24 protein-coding genes and 1 pseudogene are annotated in these 21,533 nt (G+C 66.2%); 24 read left to right on the forward strand and 1 reads right to left on the reverse strand.

The genetic code is table 11. The annotated features are described in order from the left end of the window. Positions 1-13: 13 nt before the first annotated feature. The 3 genes and pseudogenes from ACM608_RS06115 (at position 14) to ACM608_RS06125 (ending at position 6,586) form a co-directional block, all read left to right on the forward strand. Positions 14-4,332: pseudogene (locus ACM608_RS06115) on the forward strand (strawberry notch-like NTP hydrolase domain-containing protein). After that, a complete protein-coding gene (locus ACM608_RS06120; RefSeq protein ID WP_419682369.1) occupies positions 4,332-5,369 on the forward strand; it encodes a DUF7146 domain-containing protein in 1,038 nt (345 codons plus the stop codon). The pseudogene ACM608_RS06115 and the gene ACM608_RS06120 overlap by 1 nt, the downstream one beginning before the upstream one ends. 293 nt (positions 5,370-5,662) lie before the next feature. Further along, positions 5,663-6,586: a DUF2493 domain-containing protein gene (locus tag ACM608_RS06125; protein ID WP_419682370.1), complete on the forward strand. Its 924-nt coding sequence runs from the start codon at positions 5,663-5,665 to the stop codon at positions 6,584-6,586. Positions 6,587-6,842: 256 nt separating this feature from the next. On the opposite strand, the gene ACM608_RS06130 is transcribed toward ACM608_RS06125, so the two are convergent. Continuing rightward, positions 6,843-7,052, reverse strand: a complete 210-nt coding sequence (locus ACM608_RS06130; protein WP_419682371.1) for a hypothetical protein — start codon at positions 7,050-7,052, stop codon at positions 6,843-6,845. Positions 7,053-7,362: 310 nt separating this feature from the next. On the opposite strand from ACM608_RS06130, the gene ACM608_RS06135 reads away from it, so the two are divergent. The 21 genes from ACM608_RS06135 (at position 7,363) to ACM608_RS06235 (ending at position 21,526) form a co-directional block, all read left to right on the forward strand. Beyond that, positions 7,363-7,530: a hypothetical protein gene (locus ACM608_RS06135; RefSeq protein WP_419682372.1), complete on the forward strand. Its 168-nt coding sequence runs from the start codon at positions 7,363-7,365 to the stop codon at positions 7,528-7,530. Positions 7,531-7,668: 138 nt separating this feature from the next. Then, the gene (locus tag ACM608_RS06140) at positions 7,669-8,112 is read left to right on the forward strand and encodes a hypothetical protein (protein WP_419682373.1); all 444 of its coding nucleotides are present in this window, start codon (positions 7,669-7,671) and stop codon (positions 8,110-8,112) included. A gap of 562 nt (positions 8,113-8,674) precedes the next feature. After that, positions 8,675-9,001: a DUF736 domain-containing protein gene (locus ACM608_RS06145; RefSeq protein WP_419682374.1), complete on the forward strand. Its 327-nt coding sequence runs from the start codon at positions 8,675-8,677 to the stop codon at positions 8,999-9,001. Between the two features lie 190 nt (positions 9,002-9,191). Then, entirely contained in the window at positions 9,192-9,434 is a 243-nt protein-coding gene (locus ACM608_RS06150; RefSeq protein ID WP_419682375.1) for a helix-turn-helix domain-containing protein, read from the forward strand. 99 nt (positions 9,435-9,533) lie between these two features. Beyond that, positions 9,534-9,818 carry a DUF2285 domain-containing protein gene (locus ACM608_RS06155; RefSeq protein WP_419682376.1) on the forward strand — a complete coding sequence of 95 codons (285 nt, stop codon included), beginning with the start codon at positions 9,534-9,536 and terminating at the stop codon, positions 9,816-9,818. A gap of 118 nt (positions 9,819-9,936) precedes the next feature. Beyond that, positions 9,937-10,227: a transcriptional regulator domain-containing protein gene (locus ACM608_RS06160; RefSeq protein WP_419682377.1), complete on the forward strand. Its 291-nt coding sequence runs from the start codon at positions 9,937-9,939 to the stop codon at positions 10,225-10,227. Continuing rightward, a complete protein-coding gene (locus ACM608_RS06165) occupies positions 10,154-10,702 on the forward strand; it encodes a DUF2285 domain-containing protein (protein ID WP_419682378.1) in 549 nt (182 codons plus the stop codon). The genes ACM608_RS06160 and ACM608_RS06165 overlap by 74 nt, the downstream gene beginning before the upstream one ends. A 123-nt stretch (positions 10,703-10,825) precedes the next feature. Then, positions 10,826-11,110 carry a helix-turn-helix transcriptional regulator gene (locus tag ACM608_RS06170; protein ID WP_419682379.1) on the forward strand — a complete coding sequence of 95 codons (285 nt, stop codon included), beginning with the start codon at positions 10,826-10,828 and terminating at the stop codon, positions 11,108-11,110. An 11-nt stretch (positions 11,111-11,121) separates the two neighbouring features. After that, positions 11,122-12,006 (forward strand): replication initiator protein A, encoded by an 885-nt coding sequence (locus tag ACM608_RS06175; protein WP_419682380.1) that lies wholly within the window; start codon positions 11,122-11,124, stop codon positions 12,004-12,006. Between the two features lie 208 nt (positions 12,007-12,214). Continuing rightward, positions 12,215-12,853, forward strand: coding sequence for a ParA family partition ATPase (parA, locus tag ACM608_RS06180; protein ID WP_419682381.1), 639 nt, complete (start codon positions 12,215-12,217; stop codon positions 12,851-12,853). Next, a complete protein-coding gene (locus ACM608_RS06185) occupies positions 12,850-13,104 on the forward strand; it encodes a hypothetical protein (RefSeq protein ID WP_419682382.1) in 255 nt (84 codons plus the stop codon). The genes parA and ACM608_RS06185 overlap by 4 nt, the downstream gene beginning before the upstream one ends. After that, positions 13,101-13,622: a DUF2840 domain-containing protein gene (locus tag ACM608_RS06190; protein ID WP_419682383.1), complete on the forward strand. Its 522-nt coding sequence runs from the start codon at positions 13,101-13,103 to the stop codon at positions 13,620-13,622. The genes ACM608_RS06185 and ACM608_RS06190 overlap by 4 nt, the downstream gene beginning before the upstream one ends. After that, positions 13,619-14,164, forward strand: a complete 546-nt coding sequence (locus ACM608_RS06195) for a S26 family signal peptidase (RefSeq protein WP_419682384.1) — start codon at positions 13,619-13,621, stop codon at positions 14,162-14,164. The genes ACM608_RS06190 and ACM608_RS06195 overlap by 4 nt, the downstream gene beginning before the upstream one ends. Before the next feature lie 46 nt (positions 14,165-14,210). Further along, complete coding sequence (locus ACM608_RS06200; RefSeq protein WP_419682385.1) at positions 14,211-14,558, forward strand: DUF736 domain-containing protein; 348 nt, start codon at positions 14,211-14,213, stop codon at positions 14,556-14,558. Between the two features lie 3 nt (positions 14,559-14,561). Further along, on the forward strand, positions 14,562-15,323 hold the full coding sequence (locus tag ACM608_RS06205; RefSeq protein WP_419682386.1) for a lytic transglycosylase domain-containing protein: 762 nt from the start codon (positions 14,562-14,564) through the stop codon (positions 15,321-15,323). A 244-nt stretch (positions 15,324-15,567) separates the two neighbouring features. Continuing rightward, the gene (locus tag ACM608_RS06210; protein ID WP_419682387.1) at positions 15,568-17,307 is read left to right on the forward strand and encodes a relaxase/mobilization nuclease domain-containing protein; all 1,740 of its coding nucleotides are present in this window, start codon (positions 15,568-15,570) and stop codon (positions 17,305-17,307) included. A gap of 26 nt (positions 17,308-17,333) precedes the next feature. After that, positions 17,334-19,319, forward strand: a complete 1,986-nt coding sequence (locus tag ACM608_RS06215) for a conjugal transfer protein TraG (RefSeq protein ID WP_419682388.1) — start codon at positions 17,334-17,336, stop codon at positions 19,317-19,319. A 9-nt stretch (positions 19,320-19,328) separates the two neighbouring features. Beyond that, positions 19,329-19,763 carry a CopG family transcriptional regulator gene (locus ACM608_RS06220; protein WP_419682389.1) on the forward strand — a complete coding sequence of 145 codons (435 nt, stop codon included), beginning with the start codon at positions 19,329-19,331 and terminating at the stop codon, positions 19,761-19,763. A 169-nt stretch (positions 19,764-19,932) separates the two neighbouring features. After that, on the forward strand, positions 19,933-20,916 hold the full coding sequence (gene trbB / locus ACM608_RS06225) for a P-type conjugative transfer ATPase TrbB (RefSeq protein ID WP_419682390.1): 984 nt from the start codon (positions 19,933-19,935) through the stop codon (positions 20,914-20,916). Next, complete coding sequence (locus ACM608_RS06230; protein ID WP_209159349.1) at positions 20,913-21,245, forward strand: TrbC/VirB2 family protein; 333 nt, start codon at positions 20,913-20,915, stop codon at positions 21,243-21,245. The genes trbB and ACM608_RS06230 overlap by 4 nt, the downstream gene beginning before the upstream one ends. Further along, the gene (locus ACM608_RS06235; protein ID WP_419682391.1) at positions 21,245-21,526 is read left to right on the forward strand and encodes a VirB3 family type IV secretion system protein; all 282 of its coding nucleotides are present in this window, start codon (positions 21,245-21,247) and stop codon (positions 21,524-21,526) included. Before ACM608_RS06230 ends, ACM608_RS06235 begins: the two co-directional genes overlap by 1 nt. Positions 21,527-21,533: the final 7 nt, after the last annotated feature.

Raw genomic sequence — 21,533 nt, forward strand, 5'->3', positions numbered from 1 at the left:
CGAGGTTCCACTCATGCTCCATGCTTCGATCCCTGCCGCCAAGGCGACCTCGCTTCCGCTCGCGCCGGACGCGCCCCCGGCCGCCGCCATTCTCGCCGCCGCCGGCCATCTCCTTCCTCATCTCGAACAGGGCCGCGCGATCGACGCCGCGATCCTGCGTTCGGCCATGGAAAAGGCCCTCGGCGCCTCTGACGCCACTGGCGCCTGGGACTGGAAGACGGCCTACGACGCCTGCGAGGCGGCGACGGTGCTTTTCCTGCGCAAATACGGAAAGCCGCTTTTCCGCAAGGCCTCGTCTCCGGCTGCACGGCTCGCCGCGCTCGGCAAGATCGCCGGTCTGCTGCCTACGCACACGCGCCGGTCCGAGGAAGCCCAAGCCTTCCAGCAATTCTCGACTCCGACGCCGCTCGGTATCGCGGCCTTGACCGCCGCGGCACTCACACCCGCCGACCGTGTGCTGGAGCCCTCGGCCGGCACGGGCATGCTCGCGATCCTCGCGGAGATCGCCGGCTGCGATCTCATCCTCAACGAGCTGGCCGAGACCCGCGCCGATCTGCTCGCCTCTTTCTTTCCCGCCGTTGCCGTCACGCGTTTCGATGCGGCCCAAATCGACGATCATCTCGACCGCGCCGCCATCCCCAGCGTCGTCATCATGAACCCGCCATTCTCAGTCATGGCGAACGTCTCCGGTCGCGTCGCCGACGCCGCCTATCGCCACATCGCTTCCGCTCTGGCGCGGCTCGCGCCGGGCGGCCGACTGGTTGCGATCACCGGCTCGAATTTCTCGCCCGACCTGCCGGCCTGGCGGGACAGCTTCATCCGGCTGCAGGCGCGCGGGCGCATCGTGTTCACCGCGCCGATCGCGGGCTCGGTCTATGCCAAGCACGGCACGACCATCGAAACGCGCCTTACCGTCATCGACAAGTCGCCTGCCGAGGATGCTGCGAGCTTCCCGCATCCCCCGGCATTGCGCCCGATGTGGCGACGCTGCTCGCCTGGATCGAACGGGACATAGCTCCGCGCACGGCCGTCGAACTTCCTAAAGCCACGCGCGTCGCCGCGCCGCGCACCGTTCGGGGGTATCTCGCTCGGGGCGCGAACGCCACACCCGTCCGCCGCATTGCCCAGGTCGAGGGCGCGCCGCTCGACTATGACCCCGTCGACTGGACGCCTCCCGAAGGGGGCCGCCTTTCGAACGCGATCTACGAGGCCTACTCACTTCAGTCGATCTGCATCCCAGGCGCGCAGCCCCATCCCACCAAATTGGTGCAGTCGGCCGCCATGGCATCGATCGCGCCCCCTAAGCCGAGCTATCGCCCGACGCTTCCGGCCGCGATCGTCACCGAGGGTGTGCTGTCCGATGCCCAGCTTGAGACCGTTGTCTATGCCGGCGAGGCCCATGGCGAATATCTCGCTGGCGCCTGGACCGTTGACGAGACCGGCGATCTCGTCGCCGCCGCGCGGGACGACGCGCCTGACGCCATTCGCTTCCGCCGAGGCTTCATGCTCGGCGACGGCACCGGCGCCGGCAAAGGTCGCCAATCCGCCGGCATCATCCTCGACAACTGGCTGCAGGGTCGCCGCAAGGCAATTTGGATCTCGAAGTCCCACAAGCTGCTGGAGGATGCGCAGCGCGACTGGTCGGCGCTCGGTATGGAGCGCCTGCTGGTCACGCCCCTGTCGCGCTTCCCGCAGGGCACGCCCATCCGGCTGAACGAAGGCGTCCTATTCACCACCTATGCTACGCTACGGTCCGACGACCGGGGCGAGAAGCTTTCGCGGGTCAAGCAGATCGTCGAATGGTTGGGCTCCGATTTCGATGGAGTGATCATCTTCGACGAAAGCCACGCGATGCAGAATGCCGGAGGCGGGAAGGGAGAACGGGGCGACGTTGCGCCTTCGCAGCAAGGCCGTGCGGGGCTCCGGCTCCAGCACGCGCTTCCGAACGCCCGGGTCGTCTACGTGTCGGCGACCGGCGCGACGACCGTCCACAATCTTGCCTATGCCCAACGGCTCGGCCTGTGGGGCGGCGACGACTTCCCCTTCGCCAATCGCGCCGAGTTCGTCGAGGCCGTGGAGAATGGCGGCGTCGCGGCCATGGAAGTGCTCGCCCGCGACCTGCGCGCGCTCGGCCTCTACACGGCCCGGTCGCTCTCCTATGATGGCGTCGAATATGAGCTGGTCGAGCATCAGCTCACCCCTGAGCAGACCCGCATCTACGATGCGTATGCCGGCGCCTTCGCCATCATCCACAATCATCTCGATGCGGCGATGCAGGCCGCCAACATCACCGGCTCGACGGGGACGCTGAACCGGCAGGCGAAGTCGGCCGCGCGAAGCGCCTTCGAGAGCGCCAAGCAGCGCTTCTTCGGCCATCTGCTGACCAGCATGAAGACGCCGACGCTGATCCGTTCGATCGAGCAGGACCTTGCCAGCGGCCACACCGCTGTCATCCAGATAGTCTCGACCGGCGAAGCTCTGATGGAACGGCGCCTGGCCGAGATCCCGACCGAGGAATGGAACGACGTGCGTGTCGACATTACGCCGCGCGAATATGTTCTCGACTACCTCGCCCATTCCTTCCCGGTGCAGCTTTACGAGCCGTTCTCCGACAGCGAGGGCAATCTGTCGTCGCGGCCGGTCTACCGAGACGGCCAGCCCGTCGAGAGCCGTGAGGCCGTCGCCCGTCGCGACGAACTGATCGAGCGTCTTGCATCGCTGGAGCCCGTTCCTGGCGCGCTCGACCAGATCGTCCAGCGCTTCGGCACCGATCTCGTCGCCGAGGTCACCGGCCGCTCGCGCCGCGTCGTGCGCAAGGGCGAACGCCTTGCAGTCGAGAACCGGGCAGGATCGGCCAATCTTGCCGAGGCGGCCGCCTTCATGGATGACCAGAAGCGCATCCTCATCTTCTCGGATGCCGGCGGCACGGGGCGCAGCTATCACGCGGACCTTGGCGCGAAGAATCAACGCCTGCGCATCCATTATCTGCTGGAGCCCGGGTGGAAGGCTGACGCTGCGATCCAGGGGCTCGGTCGTACCAACCGCACCAACCAGGCGCAGCCGCCGCTCTTCCGGCCGATCGCCAGCGACGTGAAGGCCGAGAAGCGCTTCCTCTCGACGATCGCGCGTCGGCTCGACACGCTCGGCGCCATCACGCGCGGTCAGCGCCAGACCGGCGGCCAGGGCCTGTTCCGTCCCGAGGACAATCTGGAAAGCCCTTACGCCCGCGATGCGTTGCGCCAGCTCTATCTCCTGCTCGTTCGCGGCAGGGTCGAGGACTGCTCGCTCCACCGCTTCGAGTCCGCCACCGGCCTGAAGCTCACGGACGACAACGGCATCAAGGACGAGCTGCCGCCGATCACCACCTTCCTCAACCGCCTGCTGGCCCTGACCATCGATTTGCAGGGCGTGCTGTTCACGGCGTTCGAGCAGCTCCTGACCGCCAAGGTCGAGGGCGCGATCCGCAGCGGCGTCTACGACATCGGGCTTGAAACGCTGCAGGCCGAGAGCTTCATCGTTACCGACGCCCAAGTAATCCACACCCATCCGGGCAGCAGCGCGGAAACGCGGCTTCTCACCATCACCCGCCGGGAGCGCAATCATCCGACGAGCTTGGCCGATGCGCTCGACCATCTCTCCGATCCACAGACGCGATTGCTGGTCAACAGCCGCTCGGGGCGCGCCGCCGTGCAAATTCCCGCGTCGTCAATGATGCTCGACGATGGCGAGATCGAGCGGCGAGTCTGCCTGATCCGGCCAATGGAGCAGCACTATGCGCCGCAGCGCATGATGGAGGAGAGTCATTGGGAGGAAGTCGATCGCGCCGCCTTCGCTGCCGCGTGGTGGGCGGAGCTGAACGACGTGCCGGATTTCTCTGACAGCACCATCCATATCGTCACCGGCCTGCTGCTGCCGATCTGGAAGCGGTTGCCGAACGAGTCGACCCGCGTCTACCGGCTACAGACCGATGCCGGCGAGCGCATGATCGGCCGGCGCGTCTCGCCCGCCTGGGCGGCGAACGCCGTCACGACGGGGGCCGCGTCGCTGACCCCGGAGCAGGCCTTCACCGCTCTGATGGACGGCACCACGATCCTTTACCTCACCGAGGGCCTCCAGCTTCGGCGCGCCCGCATCATGGGCGCCCAGCGGTTGGAACTGACCGGCTTCACCGAGGCGATGCGGGATCGGCTGCGGGCCTATGGCCTGTTCAGCGAGATCATCTCCTGGAAGCTGCGCTTCTTCGTCCCCTTCGACGGCGCCGGGCCAGCCATCCTCGCCAAGTTGCTCGACACCTTCCCGATCGCGCGCGTCTCAGAGCGGGAGGCCGCGTGATGGCACGTAAGGATGCTTCCGATCTCGCGCACTGTCTCGGCCGGCAGGCCGAGGCGGTGTGCCGGCACTATCTTTCGAGCGGCCGCCGCGAAGGCAACTACTGGCTGGTCGGCGACGTGCGCAACGCGGCCGGACGCTCGATGTACGTCCGGCTCAAGGACACGCCGAAAGGCCCAGCCGGTAAATGGACCGACGCGGCGACCGGCGAACATGGCGATCTCCTCGACGTCATCCGGGAGAGCTGCGGCCTCATCGCCTTCAAGGACGTCGCCGATGAGGCCCGGACCTTCCTCTCGATGCCGCCGCCCGAGCCGCAACTTGGGGAGCACCAGCGGCAAAGCCCGGCACCACATGGCTCCCCCGAAGCGGCACGCCGCCTGATCCGCATGTCGCAGCCGATCTATGGCACGCTCGTACAGGCGTATTTACGGGAACGCGGCATTACGGATTTACGCGGAGCCGGAAGCCTGCATTTCCATCCGCGATGCTACTATCGCCCTGACGAGCATTCGCCGACCGAGACCTGGCCGGCGATGATTGCGGCAGTCACCGACCTCGACGGCAAGATCACCGGGGCGCATCGCACCTGGCTCGATCCGCGCCGCCGTGACAAAGCGCCAATCGACACGCCGAGGCGGGCGATGGGCGATCTCCTGGGAAACGCTGTCCGCTTCGGCATCGGCAACGATGTGATGGCGGCCGGCGAAGGCATCGAGACCGTCCTGTCGCTCCGGCAAGTCCTTCCCGACATGCCGATGCTGGCGGCGCTCTCAGCGGCGCATCTCGCCGCCATCCTGTTCCCCGACACGCTGCGGCGGCTCTACATCGTCCGCGACAAGGATCCGGCCGGCGACGGTGCGCGCGATACCCTGATCGAACGGGCCGACGCGGCCGGGATCGAGGCGATCGTCATCTCGCCCGAGCTGGGCGACGTCAACGAGGATCTGCGCACCCTCGGCCTGGAGGCACTGTGCATGGAAGCCCGGTTGCAGGTCGCGCCGCAGGATGTCGCGCGGTTCATGGCGTTTGCTGCATAGCCGGCAAGAGAACGGGCGTGCGGATCGCCGACGTGCTCGGCGGATGCATCGATCCGTCCGGGGGACCGCGCCTCGGCCTTCGAGAGGGCGATCGGCCCACAAGCCGGCCAACCGGGCAATGGCGGCGGCCGACTATTTTCCGGCGGCCCTGCGGGCCTTTCCATCGCGAGGCAAAATAGCCGGCCTTAGCCATCGAGCCCTGCGCTCGCGCTCCGGGTGCCCGGCCGTCCGGCCCGTGGGCTTCGTCGCCATGAAGGCCGCGACGGCAAGCGGTCCAATCGACGGAGCATCCCATGCGCGATCACGACGACTACGAACCGCATCATGAATCCTCACCCACCGACCATGTCCTCAACGAACTCCAGCTCCACGGCTACCGTCCCTTCACCGACGAGCCCGACCAGCGGCTTCTGCCCGACGGCAACCAGGTCGCGGGCGCCGTCGCCGACATCTTCGACGCCCTGATCGGCACCCTAGAGGACACGCGCCTCGAACCCGATCTCGACGATCTCCTCTGGTCGACCGTCAACGTCTTCCACCGCGCGACCGATCGGATCGGCCGGGAACTGGACGACAACGAGCAGGCCCAGAAGCGAGCGCAGCGCGAACAGGACGGCAGCGAGGTGAAGTCGGTCGAACTGGAGCGCCTGATCGCCGAAGGCATGACGCTCATCGAGCGGCAGAACGCCTTCGAACTGATGCGCGACCAGGCCGCCGAGCACTACGAACGCCATGTCGGCAAGCCGTGGCTCCCGCGCAGCGGATCGAAGGTCAACCATCGCAATCTGACCTCGGCGATGATCGACAGCCGCGACTTCCTGATGGCGAAGAAGCGCGCCGACCAGGAGGTGCTTCTGCCACCCGGTCCCAAGATCGTCGTCACCGGCGGGCTCGACTATGACGATCATCGGCTGATCTGGGCCAAGCTCGACCAGGTGCATACGAAGCACCCCGACATGGTGCTGGTGCACGGAAAGTCGCCCAAAGGCGCCGAAAAGATTGCCTCGCTGTGGGCCAAGAACCGCGACGTTCCCCAGATCGGCTTTGGACCCGACTGGACAAAGCACGGGCGCTCTGCGCCGTTCAAGCGCAACGATCAGATGCTGGAGATCATGCCGAAGGGCGTGTTGCATTTCCCGGGGACCGGCATCAACGACAACCTCGCCGACAAGGCCAAAAAGCTCGGCATCCCGGTGTGGAAGCACGGCGGCGCGTAAGCGCCGCCACGCACGCGATCCACTTAGCGCTTCATCTTCGTGACTTTGTAGACGCGCCCTGAGCTATCGTAGGTCGTCCACTCACCGACTTGCTGACCTTGATCAAAGTGGCCGGACCGCAGCTTCGAGCCATCGCGGCGGAACCACTCCCAATATCCGGTAGGTTGCCCATCCATCGTCTGGCCTACGACCCACAAGCTGCCGTCCTTGTGTAGCTTCTCGAAGGGGACCGTCGCCGCCATTCCGCGCCTCGCGCTCAGTCCGGCTCGCCGGTAACGGCGATCCGAGCGGAACGCGCGTAAAAGGCAAGCTCGGTATCGTTCTCGATCAGCACGTCGAGCAGCCTCTTCATGTCGGCCTGATCGGAGGCCGACTGAAATGGTCCCGGCTGCCGCTCGATCGCCAGCACCGCGATCGTCAGAGCTTTCTTCACGAGGTGCAGATCCCTGCCTGTGAACTCGGCCATCATCAGTCCTTCGCGACTCCACGCCCGCTACGTCGAGCATAGCGCAAATATCACCCTCAGAAGACTCCGAGGCGAACTAAGCAATGCGAGCATCGAGACTATGGGATGGTCTCCCGACGCGAAGCCACCTCCGCCTATCAGCGCTGATCCTTGGTCCATCCGCGAAATTGGCGCCATCAACCCGTAAAGGGTCGGCTATGCGAGCATGCCGCCGCTTCGGCTGCGCCTATGCGGTGATTGCAGTCCACGGCCGGACACTTCGGGCGCCTGTCGGCGGGGGATGGTCCCCCGCTCCAACAGGAGCCGCAACATGTCCCTCAACGACGCCCAGGCCTTCGCTTTCAGCCTCGCCACGACCCTGATGGCCGCGATCGTCATCTTCCAGGCAGGCGACGGCACCCTCTCGGTGACGCCCGCCAGCGAATATGATGGCGACATGGCCGCGATCGTCCACGAGATCGATCCCTTTGCCCCATAACCGGGGCAAACCAGCGCCGCCGTGCGGAAGGCGCTCGCGTTTTCCGCTCCCGCAAAAACCGATTTTCAGCTATAGTTCGAGCGCGCCGTGGTGGTGGTGGAGGCGCGACCGTCAGACCTTTCTTACGGAGCCACCACCATGATCCTACTTGCTATTATCGCGTCGCTCACGGCCATCGGCCTGCTCTGCTGGCTGCTTTTCACGCTGGCGGTCTTCGCTCTGCCAGCGTTCGTCGGCGCGACCGCTGGCGCCTGGGCGCACAGCATCGGCGCCGGCATCCCCGGCGCCCTTCTAATCGGGGTCGCCGCCGCAGCGCTCACACTCGCCGCCGGCCATCTTCTCATCACTTTCGTTCGGCCGATATGGCTAAAGCTGATCGTGGCCGCAGCTTTCGTAGCACCGGCGGCGATCGCCGGGTTCCACGCTACCCATGGCATTGTGAAGCACCTCATGCCCTCCGACGGCTGGCAGACCACGTTCTCCGTGATCGGCGCGGTCGCCGTCGGCATCACCGCCTTTGTACGGGTCGCTGGAATAGCGGCGGCTCCAGCTTCCTCCGGCGGGGCCGTCGCACAAGCCTGACCATCGTCATCACCGTTAGGAGGATCGCGGCAGCAGTGGTCGTGATCGCGCCCGCCATCTTGGGTCCGAGCGATGGGCGTGTGTGACGCGGATCGATGCTTCCCAGAAAGCCGGCCCTTGTTGCAGCGCTGGGGCTCCACATCATCTTGGCGGGCACCGGACATCGGGCGCTCGGCGATTTCCGTGATGGCAGCGGAAGGCCAGAATGCATCGACGCTAGCCTGCCGGGGAGAAGACCATGCCGGTAAGCATGTCGTGACGCCGGCTTGTCGACGCGGGATGGAAGCCATCCTCTCCGTTACCTGACCGTGCCTCGACCGCTCCAAACGGCCTCTTCAATGGCCTGATCTGACCGAAGGTCGGCTGCGCCTCGATCGCCTATGACGCAACAGCCGCGTCACACTTTCTTCCCCTGCCGGCTGCGCCGCCATTCCTCGCGAAACAAGAAAGTCCTCCTTAGCTGTCAGGCCCCTTCGGGGTGCGCCGCCGATCGCCTCCGGCCTGCCGATCGCCATCGAGGCCGCAATGGTGCGGGCTCGGGAACGGAAAACGGAGACTTACAATGGCGACCATCGGCACCTTCAAGAAGACCGGCTCGAACGAGTTCACCGGCGACATCGTCACCCTCAGCGTCCAGGCCAAGGGCGTGCGCATCGTCCCCGACCAGCGCGCCACCGGGGAAAACGCCCCCAGCCACCGGGTTCTGGTCGGCCGCGCCGAGATCGGCGCCGCATGGTCCAAGCGCTCCAACGAGGGCCGCGACTATCTGGGCCTCAAACTGGACGATCCCAGCTTCAACGCCCCGATCTACGCCAACCTTTTCGATGACGAAGACGGCGATACCTTCTCGCTGATCTGGTCCCGCCCCAATGGGCGACGCGGAGACTAAGGCGATCGCGCAAGGCCCCGGCCGGATCAGGCCGGGGCCGCCCTCTTTTGAGGGCGACCGAATCAGGCATCAAGAACCAAGCCTCCGCACTCGCCGAACGAGGCAGAAAACGGATGACCCAGCAGACCAGAGCGACTATAATAGTCGTAGTTCTGGCGTGTGCGTAGGTCCGAGTGGGAGGTGATCATGCATGATCACCGCCCGACAATCGCGGGCCGCACGCGCGTTGCTGGGTTGGACGCAGGAGACGCTCGCTGACAAGGCTCGGGTCTCTCTGACCGCGCTCAAGCGCCTCGAGTCTGAAAGCGGCTTGGAGGTGTACGAGAGTACGCGAGACGAGGTGAGACCCACCTTCGAACACGCAGGGATCGTGCTCCTCAACTCCGACCAAGGCGTGGGAGTCATGCTCGTTGATCGCAAAGGCCAAACCTGAAGCCTCACATCTGCAGCCAGCGACGCGGCGGTCCGGTTGTGTGGCGTGTGCACGAACCGACGCCTCAACGTCGTTAACAATTAGCTCCAAATCGGATAGATGCGCCCGCCGGGGGACACCTTGACGACCCGCGAATATCTTGATGAGCCACCAGGTGGCACCGCTTTGACCGCCTACGATCAGGCGAATGTGAAGCTGTACCTGCGCCTGCTCGACGCAGAGGCGCAGGGGGCGTCTTGGATGGAGGTGGTCGAGGCGCTCTTCGGCATCTCCGTCGATGCTGAACCTGATCGCGCAGCACGGGTGCATGGCTCTCACTTGGCCCGAGCCCGGTGGATGACGGAAAGTGGGTTCGCCGTGCTGCTGGCTGGCCGAATGAATTGAGGTGATGCACTCCACGCATCACGTTGCCCGTCCTTCGCTATTCCCAGGCCTAACACAACTTGGAATCTTCACAGCCACATAACTCGCGTTGAACGAAATTGCGCGGAGGTCGTGGAGGATGTCCGAAGAGGATAGCTGGCGGTCAGAAACTGCCTACGAGTATATTGACGCGTTAACTCCCGGCGAACTTGCGTGGGAGTTTCTCCGGCGGAACCTCGATTATATGACCGCCTACGAAGACTTACTCTCCGACGGCGAGATGACCGGGGAGGCGGCACGCGATTTCGCGTCGAAGTGGGGTTTGCGATTTCGTGGCAGATCCTACGCGGTCAGCATTGGCTCAGCCCATTTTTTGGACGGCACGGGTCGATCCTGCGGTCATCGTCCTACGCCCACAACTCACTGCTGATTGCGTCCAGGCGATCACGACCGATCGCCTCGCGCCGCACGTAGTCAGCCAGCCTGCCGATAGCGTGGTGCGGTTGTGTATCGGCGGGGAGCGCTTTGACGCTGATTTACCCGTGCCCGGAGACCAAGAACCTTTTGGCGCTTTGATCTTGCTCGATGAGCTGACGCCCGATCGTCTCGGCGCTCTTTCGCGGTTCTGGATGGCCCTCGCCGGGAAGAGCATTCCCCCTGATACGCGGCTCACCGGACAGCGCCGAAAGCGGGCGCGAGACATGCTGCGTGCCATCGATGGTCGCGCTACGGGCGCAACGTATCGAGCCGTTGGGGAAGGGATTTTTCCCCATCATGATTTGGACGCTGCGTCCTGGGTCGGCAGCGCTATCCGCGAAACAACAATCCGACTCGTCCGGGATGGGATGAAGCTCGTGCGCGGCGGCTACCGGTCCATCCTTCAGCAACCACGTCGGAAACGCTGACGCCACTGGTGTCGAAATTAACGCGATTACTTCGACATCGTCCCGCCCGCCTACCTCGCGCCACCGTGCTCGCAATCCGCCGCTTGTTCGAAGCGGCCGCCGCGAAAACACGGAGGTTCGATTATGGCCGAAGCAGCCACCCAAATGCCGCCACGCTACCTGAGGACCCAGGAGGCGGCGCGCTTTCTCGGCCTTTCGGAGCGTACCCTCGAAAAACACCGGACTTACGGCACCGGACCGACCTACCGCAAACTGGGTGGCCGGGTCGTCTATGGGTTGGAAGACCTCCAGGCATGGGCCGACCGGGGCACAGTCACGTCAACGTCGGACCCCAGGGGCGGCATCGTCGCTCCTGCCAAACCCGCAAGTGCGGCTGAAGCGGGCGCCTCTGCTCGCGCTGTCCGCTGAGCCGACTGCCGATGTTGCCCGGTCACCAGCGAGGGGAACGCGCGCAGCTCGATCTGTTCCGGGCCCTCCCGGGCGACCTCGCTCCCCGCGACGCCCAGGACCTGATGGCTTACCCGTTCTTCTCGCTCGCAAAATCAAAGCGCCTGGCGCCCATCGATTTCAAATCGGGCACGGTCAAGATCCGTGTCGAGGCCGTCCCTGAGCACGGCATGGCCACGATCTGGGATGCCGATATCCTGATCTGGGCTGCTTCCCAGATCGTGGAAGCCCGCGATGTCGGGATTCGGCCATCGCGCCTTATGGCGACCACCCCCTATGAGATACTGAACTTCATCGGCCGCGGCGTGTCGCTACGCGATTACGACCGCCTCAAGGCCGCCTTGGACCGGCTGCAGTCGACAACCGTCGCGACTTCGATCCGCCAGCCGACCGAGCGGCGGATGCACCGATTCTCCTGGATCAACGAATGGAAGGAGCGCGCCGATCACCGAGGCCGGCCGCTCGGCCTGGAGCTGATCGTACCCGACTGGTTCTACGGCGCCGTGCTCGATGACGCGCTCGTACTGACGATCGACCGCAATTACTTCGGCCTGACAGGCGGCTTAGAGCGCTGGCTCTACCGCCTCGTGCGCAAGCATGGCGGCCGCCAGGAGTTCGGTTGGAGCTTCGACTTCCCGCATCTCCACGCCAAGTCAGGCAGCCTCTCGCCGCTCAAGCACTTCGCCTACGACCTGCGTGACATCGTCCGACGCCAGCCGCTGCCCGGCTACCGCCTGGCCATCGAGCAGTGCCTCGGCGGTCCCGAAATCCTCTCCTTCGTGCCGACCGATCCAGATGCCCTCGGCATCCCGCGCCGGCGTCGACGGACCAAACCTCACCCTGGGGATAAGCTGTGAATCGTCTCGTGCTATCAGGGACCGGCACTATCGTGCCATCGGGGACCGGAATCTCGTGCTATCGGGGACCGAAATCGCCGAATTTACCCGTTGAATCAGTAAGTTACAGGCCCCGTAACTTATCTAACCAGAATTACTACGTAATTCTTCTAACGCGACCGCGCTTTTCGGCCGCTGTGGACGGGTCCCCGATCGCCGGGAAACCGTCATGATCGTCGCTCTGCTCAATCAGAAGGGCGGCGTCGGCAAGACGACGCTCGCCTTGCACCTGGCAGGCGAGTGGGCTCGCCATGGACAGCGTGTCACGCTGATCGACGCCGATCCCCAAGGGTCAGCGCTCGACTGGTCACAGCAACGCAGCCGGGAAGGGCTGGAGCGGCTGTTCCGTGTCGTCGGCTTGGCCCGCGACACCCTTCATCGTGAAGCGCCGGAGCTGGCTCGCGACGCCGACCATGTCGTCATCGACGGCCCGCCACGCGTCGCCGGGTTGATGCGATCGGCGCTGCTCGCCGCCGACCTCGTGCTGATCCCGGTGCAGCCTTCGCCGCTCGATGGCTGGGCGTCCGCCGAAATGCTCGCGTTGCTCGGCGAGGCGCGGATCTACCGCCCACAGCTCGCCGCGCGCTTCGTGCTAAACCGCTGCGCGGCCCGCACCGTGCTCGCCCGCGAGACCGCCGAGACGCTGGCGGATCACGACCCTCCCTTGCTCGCGACCACGATCGGTCAGCGCATCGTTTTCGCCGACGTCTTGCAGACCGGCCGGCTCGCTGCCGAGCAGGACGAGGATTGCCCCGGAGCACACGAGATCGCCGCGCTTGCAGCGGAAGTCGCGAGGATCGGCGCATGAGCGCGCGGTCCCCGAAACGCAGCTTTGCGACGCGTCCAGCCGATCCCGAAGACTGGATCAAGGCACCCGAACGCCAGGCTACCCGTAGCCATCCCGCCGAAGACTTCTCGGCCCGGCTGACGATCGACGTCACCGCCGACATGCGCGGCCGCATCAAGATCGTCGCCTTCCAGCGCGGCCAGACGGTCGCCGACATGCTGCGCGCGCTGTTCGAGCGGGAATTCCCACCGCCGTCAGGAGAAGGATCATGACCGGCCTCATCGCCGCGCCCCCACGCTCCAGCCGTGCTGCTGCCGAGCCGCCGACCGACGATCTCACTCAGGTAGAGCTGGTCTGGATCGAGAAGCAGACGGAGCACTGGATCCGCTTCGGCCGCGACGTGCGCGAGCAGATCCTCGATCGGCGCCGCCGCATCCTCTTCTTCCCTCCCGGCGCGGTTTTCGGCCTCGTGCGATGGGCCGCGAACGAGCACGGGACCGTGCTGTCCCGGCTCGACATCGTGCGGGCTATCGCTCCCGGCCGGCCCCTCCAGACCGTACCGACAGTGACGCCTGGCGGCGAGGTGCTGCTGCGCGCCGACGGCTGGCCGAAAGTCGAGCGGGTGCTCCAGCTCATCGATGGCATAGAGGCCATAGGCGTCGATCCGGTGGACGTCGCGCCCGACCATTGGCGCCACGTCCACAACCGTCTCGCCGTCGGCGAGGCACCGCGCGCCTATACCCTGCGGCGTCACCGCGCCTTCCTGCTTCGTCAGGAGATCGGCGCATGATCCGGCTCGGCTACGCCATCGCCACGACCTGCGCGGTGTCTGTCATGGGCGTGATTTCCATCGTCACATTCGTGCCGAGGGTCATCTGGAACGCCTCCGCCAGCACCCCGATCGGCTTCTACACCATCGACCCCGCCCCGTCGCCGCAGGTCACCGATCTGGTCGCTATCCGTGCCCCCGAGCCCCTCGCATCCTTCATGGTCGAGCGCGGCTACATAGGTCGCGGCGTGCCCCTGATGAAGCGCATCGCCGCGCTTCCAGGGCAGCGCGTCTGCCGGGCGGGTCAAGACATCACCGTCGACGCCATCAAGCTCGGCGAGGCGCTCGACCGCGACAGCAGCGGGCGTCCCTTGCCCGTCTGGCAGGGCTGCCGCGTCATCGCTGATGGCGAGCTGTTCCTGATGAACTGGCAGGTCCGCGGCAGCCTCGACGGCCGCTATTTCGGACCACTCCCGGCCTCCGCCGTGATCGGCCGGGCCACTCCCCTCTACACCGACGAAGATGGCGATGGCCGCTTCGTCTGGCGCGCGCCGACGCGGTGACGGCGCTCGCACGACCCTCTTCACCGCAATCTGAAGGAGACCTCCAATGTCCGTGATCGGCCAATTCATGCGCGAGAACGACGGCTTCATCGGCCACCTGACGACGCTGTCGCTGCATCAGGACATCATCCTCGTCGCGGCCGAGCCGTCCGATGCAGAGAACGCGCCCGACTATCGCGTCCATTTGCTCGACACCATGAGCAACGAGACCGGCGCGGAGATCGGCGCTGGTTGGAAGCGCACCGGCGAGAAGGCGGGCGACTACGTCTCGCTACAGCTCGATGACCCGACGTTCGCGCACCCGATCCGCGCCAACCTCTTCCAGTCCGCTGACGACAAGGCCGCATGGGGCCTGCACTGGAACCGCCCACCCAAGCGCAGCGAGCGGGACTGAGCGATGCCCATCGCCCGCATTCTGCCTGCCGTCGGAGGGAGGATCACCCTCCGGCGCGCAGCCTTCCTTTTCCTTTCCGGCCTGATCCTCGTGGAGGCGGGCGCAGTCCCTGCTCACGCGCAGCAGGCGCCGGCCGAGCGGCCGTCACCCCGCGATCCCTATGGCGCTTACATCGCCGAGGCGGCGCAGCGGTTCGGCGTTCCCGAAGCATGGATTCGCGCCGTCATGCGCGTCGAAAGCGCAGGCGATGTGCGCGCCATCTCTTCGGCCGGCGCGATGGGCCTGATGCAGGTCATGCCCGCCACATGGGCGGAGTTGCGCGTCCGGCATCGGCTCGGCGGCAATCCCTACGACCCGCGCGACAATATCCTGGCGGGCGCTGCGTATCTGCGCGAGATGCACGATCGCTACGGATCGCCCGGCTTCCTGGCGGCCTACAATGCCGGTCCGGGCCGTTACGAAGAGTATCTCGCCGGTCGTCCGTTGCCGGCCGAAACGCGCGCCTATGTCGCGACGCTCGCCCCCATTGTCGGCGGCGGTGATCTAGCCGGCCCTGTCGTGGTAGCGGCCGCCGATCCGCTCGCCTGGACCCGGGCGCCGCTCTTCGTCGTGCAATCAACCGGCAGCGGACCTGCCGCGCCGGTGCAGTCCGAAGGCGCGCCCGGTGACAGCACGGCGGCCGGTCCCGCGCGCGATCAAGGCCCGGTGGCTTCGCGCGCCGAAGGCCTTTTCGTTGCCCGCAATATCCCGGGTGGCCCGCGATGATCGCGTTCGCACCTCCTCGCACTGTAGCGTGTTCTGGCGGACGAAGGGCGGTCTGGAGAGGAGAAGTCGACAGCACAACCGCACGATGGCGAGATAAAAGCCGGCGATGTGCGGCTTGGTGCGGTCGTGTGTTTTCAGTGGCTTATGGCGCATCTGCGCGAGGTGCGCCTGATCGGCGCAGCCTGCGCATTCGCCATTTCGCCAAGGCTTTCCGCGCGTTTGCGCGATGTGCGGGGCCCCGACCATGAGCGGCGAGGACGATTTCCGCATCCGGCCCGGCCGCATCCGTTCGACCCGTGCGCAGCAGGCGCGGCCCTTCATTGCCCAGGCGCTCGCCGCCGCACAGCGGGCCGGTGGACGCGTCTCGCGCTCCGGCCAGATCAGCAAGGGCAATCGCTCGCGGTTCGGACGCGGACAGCGCGCGACCGTGCAGGCCAATCGGCTGCTCACGAGCCGATCGCGCAACACAGTCATCAAGGCACGCGTCGTCCGTCATAGCGCGCGGGCCGCGCCGCTCTCTGCACACCTCAGCTATCTCCGCCGCGAGGGCGTCACCCGGGATGGGGAGAAGGCGCACCTGTTCGGCCCCGCGTCCGAGGACGCCGATCCAAAGGCCTTCGCCGAGCGCACCCAGGACGATCGGCATCACTTCCGGTTCATCGTCTCGCCCGAGGACGCGACCGAGATGTCCGACCTCAAAGGCTTCGCGCGCGAGCTAATGGACCAGATGGAGAAGGACCTTGGCACCAAGCTCGACTGGGTCGGCGTCGATCACTGGAACACCGACAATCCCCACGTCCACATCATCCTGCGTGGGCGCACGGATGACGGCCAGGACCTCGTCATCTCCCGCGACTACATCAAGGAGGGCATGCGCGCCCGCGCGCAGGATCTCGTCACCCAGGAGTTGGGGCCGCGCACCGAGCAGGAGATCCGGCGCAACCTAGGGCGTCAGGTCGAGGCGGAGCGCTGGACCGATCTCGATCGCCAGATCGCCCGCGACAGCTATCGCACGGGCGTCGCCGACCTCGCCCCACATCCCGATCGGCAACCGGACGAATTCCACGCGCTGAAGGTCGGTCGCCTGCGCAAGCTGGAGACACTCGGCCTCGCCGATCAGGTCGGTCCCGGCCAGTGGGTCGTATCGGAGAATGCCGAGAAGACGCTGCGCGCGCTCGGCGAACGCGGCGACATCATCAAGCGCATCCACCGCAGCCTGACCGAACGCGGCATCGAGCGCGGTGCCGCGAGCTATGTGCTTGCCGGCGAGAGCATCAACGATCCGGTCATCGGTCGGCTGGTCGACCGCGGCCTCGATGACGAGCTGAAGGGCACGGTCTATGCCGTGGTCGACGGCACCGATGGGCGCACCCACCACATCAAGCTCGCCGATCTCGACGCCGCCGGGGACAGCGCACCGGGTTCGATCGTCGAGCTGCGCAAGTTCGACGACGCGCAGGGCCGCCGGCGTGTCGCGCTCGCCGTTCGCTCTGATTTCGATATCGAGCGACAGGTCCATGCGACGGGCGCCACCTGGCTCGACCGGCAGGCCATCGCCCGCGAGCCGGTAGCGCTCGGCGGCGGCGGCTTCGGCGCGGAGGTGCGTCAGGCGATGGACCGGCGCGCCGACCATCTCATCGCCCAGGGGCTCGCCGAGCGGCAGACGCGCGGCGTCAGCTTCTCGCCGGGGCTGATCGAAACCTTGCGCCAGCGTGAGGTCGAAGCACTCGGAGAGAAGCTCGCGGCCGAGACCGGCCGACCATTCTCGAAGGCCGGAACGGGCGAGTATGTGGCAGGCACCTATCGGCAGCGCTTCGCGCTCGCCTCGGGCCGCTTCGCCATGATCGACGACGGCCTCGGCTTCCAGCTCGTGCCCTGGTCGCCATCCCTCGAACGCCAGCTCGGCCAGCACGTCTCCGGCGTCTCGCGCGGAGGCGGCGGCGTCGACTGGAGCTTCGGCCGCAGTCGCGGCCTTGGCATGTAGCCCAACCAAGAAAGGAGCGCCCCGCCATGTCAGCGACAAAAATCCTCTGGGGTCAGATCCTCACCGTCTTCCTGATCGTGTTGATGACGACCTGGGGCGCGACACAATGGACGGCCTACCGTCTCGGCTTCCAACCACAGCTCGGAGTACCCTGGTTCGAACTGGCGGGCTGGCCGATCTACGATCCGCCCGCCTTCTTCTGGTGGTGGTATTTCTACGACGCCTATGCGCCGCCGATCTTCGTCGAGGGGGCCTATATCGCCGCGTCGGGCGGCTTCATCTCCATCGCCGTCGCCATCGGCATGTCCGTGTGGCGGGCGCGAGAAGCGAAGAACGTGGAGACCTACGGCTCGGCCCGCTGGGCGCGGCCGGAAGAGGTGAAGGCCGCGGGCCTGCTCGGTCCGGATGGCGTCGTGCTCGGCAAACACGAGCGCGACTATCTTCGACATGACGGCCCCGAGCATGTGCTGTGCTTCGCGCCGACGCGTTCCGGCAAAGGCGTGGGGCTGGTCGTGCCCTCGCTCCTGACCTGGCCGGGCTCAGCGATCGTCCATGACATCAAGGGCGAGAACTGGACGCTGACCGCCGGCTATCGCGCTCGGCATGGCCGCGTGCTGCTCTTCGATCCCACAAACGCGAAGTCCGCCGCCTACAATCCGTTGCTCGAGGTGCGACGCGGCGAGTGGGAAGTCCGCGACGTGCAGAACATCGCCGACATCCTTGTCGACCCGGAAGGCTCGCTCGAGAAGCGGAACCACTGGGAAAAGACGTCGCACGCGCTCTTGGTCGGGGCCATCCTCCACGTCCTTTATGCCGAGGCCGACAAGACGCTGGCCGGCGTCGCCGCGTTCCTGTCCGATCCGAAGCGGCCGATCGAGTCGACCCTCGCGGCGATGATGAAGACCGCCCATCTCGGCGAGGCCGGCCCGCATCCAGTCATTGCCAGCGCGGCGCGCGAACTGCTCAACAAATCCGACAACGAGCGATCCGGCGTGCTGTCGACGGCGATGTCGTTCCTGGGCCTGTATCGCGATCCCGTCGTCGCCGAGGTCACCCGTCGCTGCGATTGGCGCATCGCCGACATGGTCGGCGGCAAGCATCCGACCACCCTCTACCTCGTGGTGCCGCCCTCCGATATCAACCGAACCAAGCCGCTCATCCGCCTGATTCTCAACCAGGTCGGGCGCCGGTTGACCGAGGACCTGCAGGCGAAGGGCAACCGACACCGGTTGCTGTTGATGCTCGACGAGTTTCCGGCGCTCGGCCGCCTCGACTTCTTCGAGAGCGCCTTGGCGTTCATGGCGGGTTACGGCCTGAAGGCCTTCCTCATCGCCCAATCCCTGAACCAGATCGAGAAAGCCTACGGCCCGAACAATTCGATCCTCGACAATTGCCATGTGCGCGTGAGCTTCGCGACCAATGACGAGCGCACAGCCAAGCGCGTTTCGGACGCGCTCGGCACCGCCACAGAGATGAAGGCGATGAAGAACTATGCCGGCCACCGGCTCTCGCCCTGGCTTGGCCACATGATGGTGTCGCGCTCGGAAACGGCCCGGCAGCTGCTGACGCCGGGCGAAATCATGCAGCTTCCGCCGTCCGACGAGATCGTCATGGTCGCCGGCACTCCACCCATCCGCGCGAAAAAGGCCCGCTACTACGAGGATCGGAGGTTTCAGGAGCGCATCCTCACGCCGCCCACACTCACCAAGCCGACGAGCGCGAGGGTCGACGACTGGAGCGCGCTCGCGATACCGGAGCGCCCGGTGCGGAGCACGACCGTCGCGGGCGATGCCCTGACCGACGATGATCCGACGGATTCCGAGCGCCGTCACCAGCCCGAACTGAGCCGAACCAAGACCGTCGAGCGCAAGCCGATCATCGAAAACGAATTCGAGATCGATCCACGCGATGATGTCGACGAGGATGCCGCCCGCCTCAGCCGCATGACGCAGACGATGCGCCAGGTCGCGCGCCAAGCGTCGCTCGATCCGGGCGACGGCATCGATTTATAGGAGGCGGCCTTGATCAAGCCCCCCAAGAAGCAACGCCTGTCGGTCTATCTCGACCCGGACCTGATGAGGTCGCTCGCGGCCCATGCGGCGCGACGAGACCTCTCCCTATCGCTGGTTGCCGAGGCGGGCATCGCGTCGTTCGTCTCGCCAGACGCAGCGGAGCGACAGGAAGCGGCAACGACGAAGCGGCTCGATCAACTCGACCGGCGCATGGCCCGCTTGGAGCGGGATCTCGGCATATCGGTCGAGACGCTCGCCGTGTTCATCCGCTTCTGGCTGACCTCAAATCCGCCGCTGCCGGAGCCGGCACAGGCTGCGGCGCGCGCCAAGGCGGCGGAGCGCTACGAAGCCTTCGTGACCGCGCTCGGCAGACGGCTCGCGCAGGGTCCGAAGCTTAGGCAGGAGATCGCGGAAGACATCGCGCCCGCGCGCGACGCGGAATAATCACTGATCCGCGCATCACAAGTATTCCTGCGTTCCGCCATTTCCCTGTCTTTGTACGCCACAGTACGACGGCCACATGATGGTTGTTGTCAGGCCATGATTTCTGTCTCTTCTACTCATCCCCGATCCAGGGCCGCGCATCGCGGACCCACACAAGAACGGGGACGACGTGGCGGCAACTCACCAGAAATCGGAGGCGATCCTTCGCGGCGCGCGCATGCTGCGCACCGCGCTTGGCCCCGCCATCGCCCGGTTTCTGGAAGACCCCGCGATCGTCGAGGTAATGCTCAACCCCGATGGGCGGCTCTGGGTCGACCGTCTCTCCCAAGGACTTTCCGACACCGGTGAGCTGCTGTCGCCGTCGGACGGCGAGCGGATCATCCGCCTCGTCGCGCACCACGTCGGCGCCGAGGTCCATCCCGGCGCACCACGCGTCTCGGCTGAACTGCCCGATACGGGGGAGCGGTTCGAGGGGCTATTGCCTCCCGTGGTCTCCGCTCCGGCTTTCGCGATCCGCAAGCCCGCCGTCGCGGTGTTCACGCTCGACGACTACGTCGCCGCCGGCATCATGGCAGCGGGTCAGGCCGAGACGCTGCGCCAGGCCGTGGGGGATCGGCGCAACATCCTAGTCGCCGGTGGCACATCCACCGGCAAGACGACCCTCACCAACGCGCTGCTCGCCGAAGTCTCCAAGACCTCGGACCGCGTCGTCCTCATCGAGGACACCCGCGAACTGCAATGCGCCGCGCCCAATCTGGTCGCGATGCGGACGAAGGATGGCGTCGCCTCGCTCTCCGATCTCGTCCGGTCCTCTCTGCGCCTGCGCCCCGACCGCATTCCAATTGGCGAAGTGCGCGGTGCCGAGGCGCTCGACCTCTTGAAGGCTTGGGGCACTGGCCACCCCGGCGGTGTGGGGACGATTCACGCCGGCACCGCCATCGGCGCGCTGCGCCGCATGGAGCAGCTCATCCAGGAAGCCGTCGTCACCGTCCCGCGCGCGCTGATCGCCGAAACGATCGATCTGGTCGCAGTGCTTTCCGGCCGCGGCTCTTCGCGCCGCCTAGCCGAACTCGCCCGCATAGAGGGCCTCGGCCCCGACGGCGACTACCGCGTCACCCCCGCAAGCCAGCCCCTCACAGGAGACCTGCCATGATCAAGCATGCTTTGCGCATTCGCCGCCACATCGCCACGGCGGTGTCCGTCACGTTCCTGACGCTTGCCCTCGCGCCGGCCGCCCATGCGTCCGGTTCGTCGATGCCCTGGGAAGCACCGCTTCAGTCGATCCTCGAATCCATCGAGGGGCCGGTCGCCAAGATCATTGCCGTGATGATCATTATCATCACCGGCCTGACGCTCGCCTTCGGCGACACGTCGGGCGGCGCACGGCGCCTGATCCAGATCGTATTTGGCCTGTCGATCGCCTTCGCCGCGTCAAGCTTCTTCCTGTCGTTCTTCTCGTTCGGCGGCGGGGCGCTCGTCTGATGGCCGACGGCGCGGAACATGGCGGCGAGGTTCCGGGCTTTTCCGTTCCGGTGCACCGGGCGCTGACCGAGCACATCCTCCTCGGCGGCGCGCCGCGTTCGCTCGCCATCCTCAACGGCACGCTGGCCGCTGCGCTCGGCCTTGGCCTCCGCCTCTGGCTCGTCGGCCTCGGCCTGTGGGCCGTGGGGCATTTCGCGGCCGTCTGGGCGGCCAAGCGCGATCCCCAGTTCGTCGACGTCGTGCGCAAGCATCTGCGCATCCCCGGCCACCTGTCGGTCTGAGGAGCGA

The organism is Sphingomonas sp. ID0503 (assembly GCF_048565625.1).
Lineage (GTDB): Bacteria > Pseudomonadota > Alphaproteobacteria > Sphingomonadales > Sphingomonadaceae > JBLZUR01.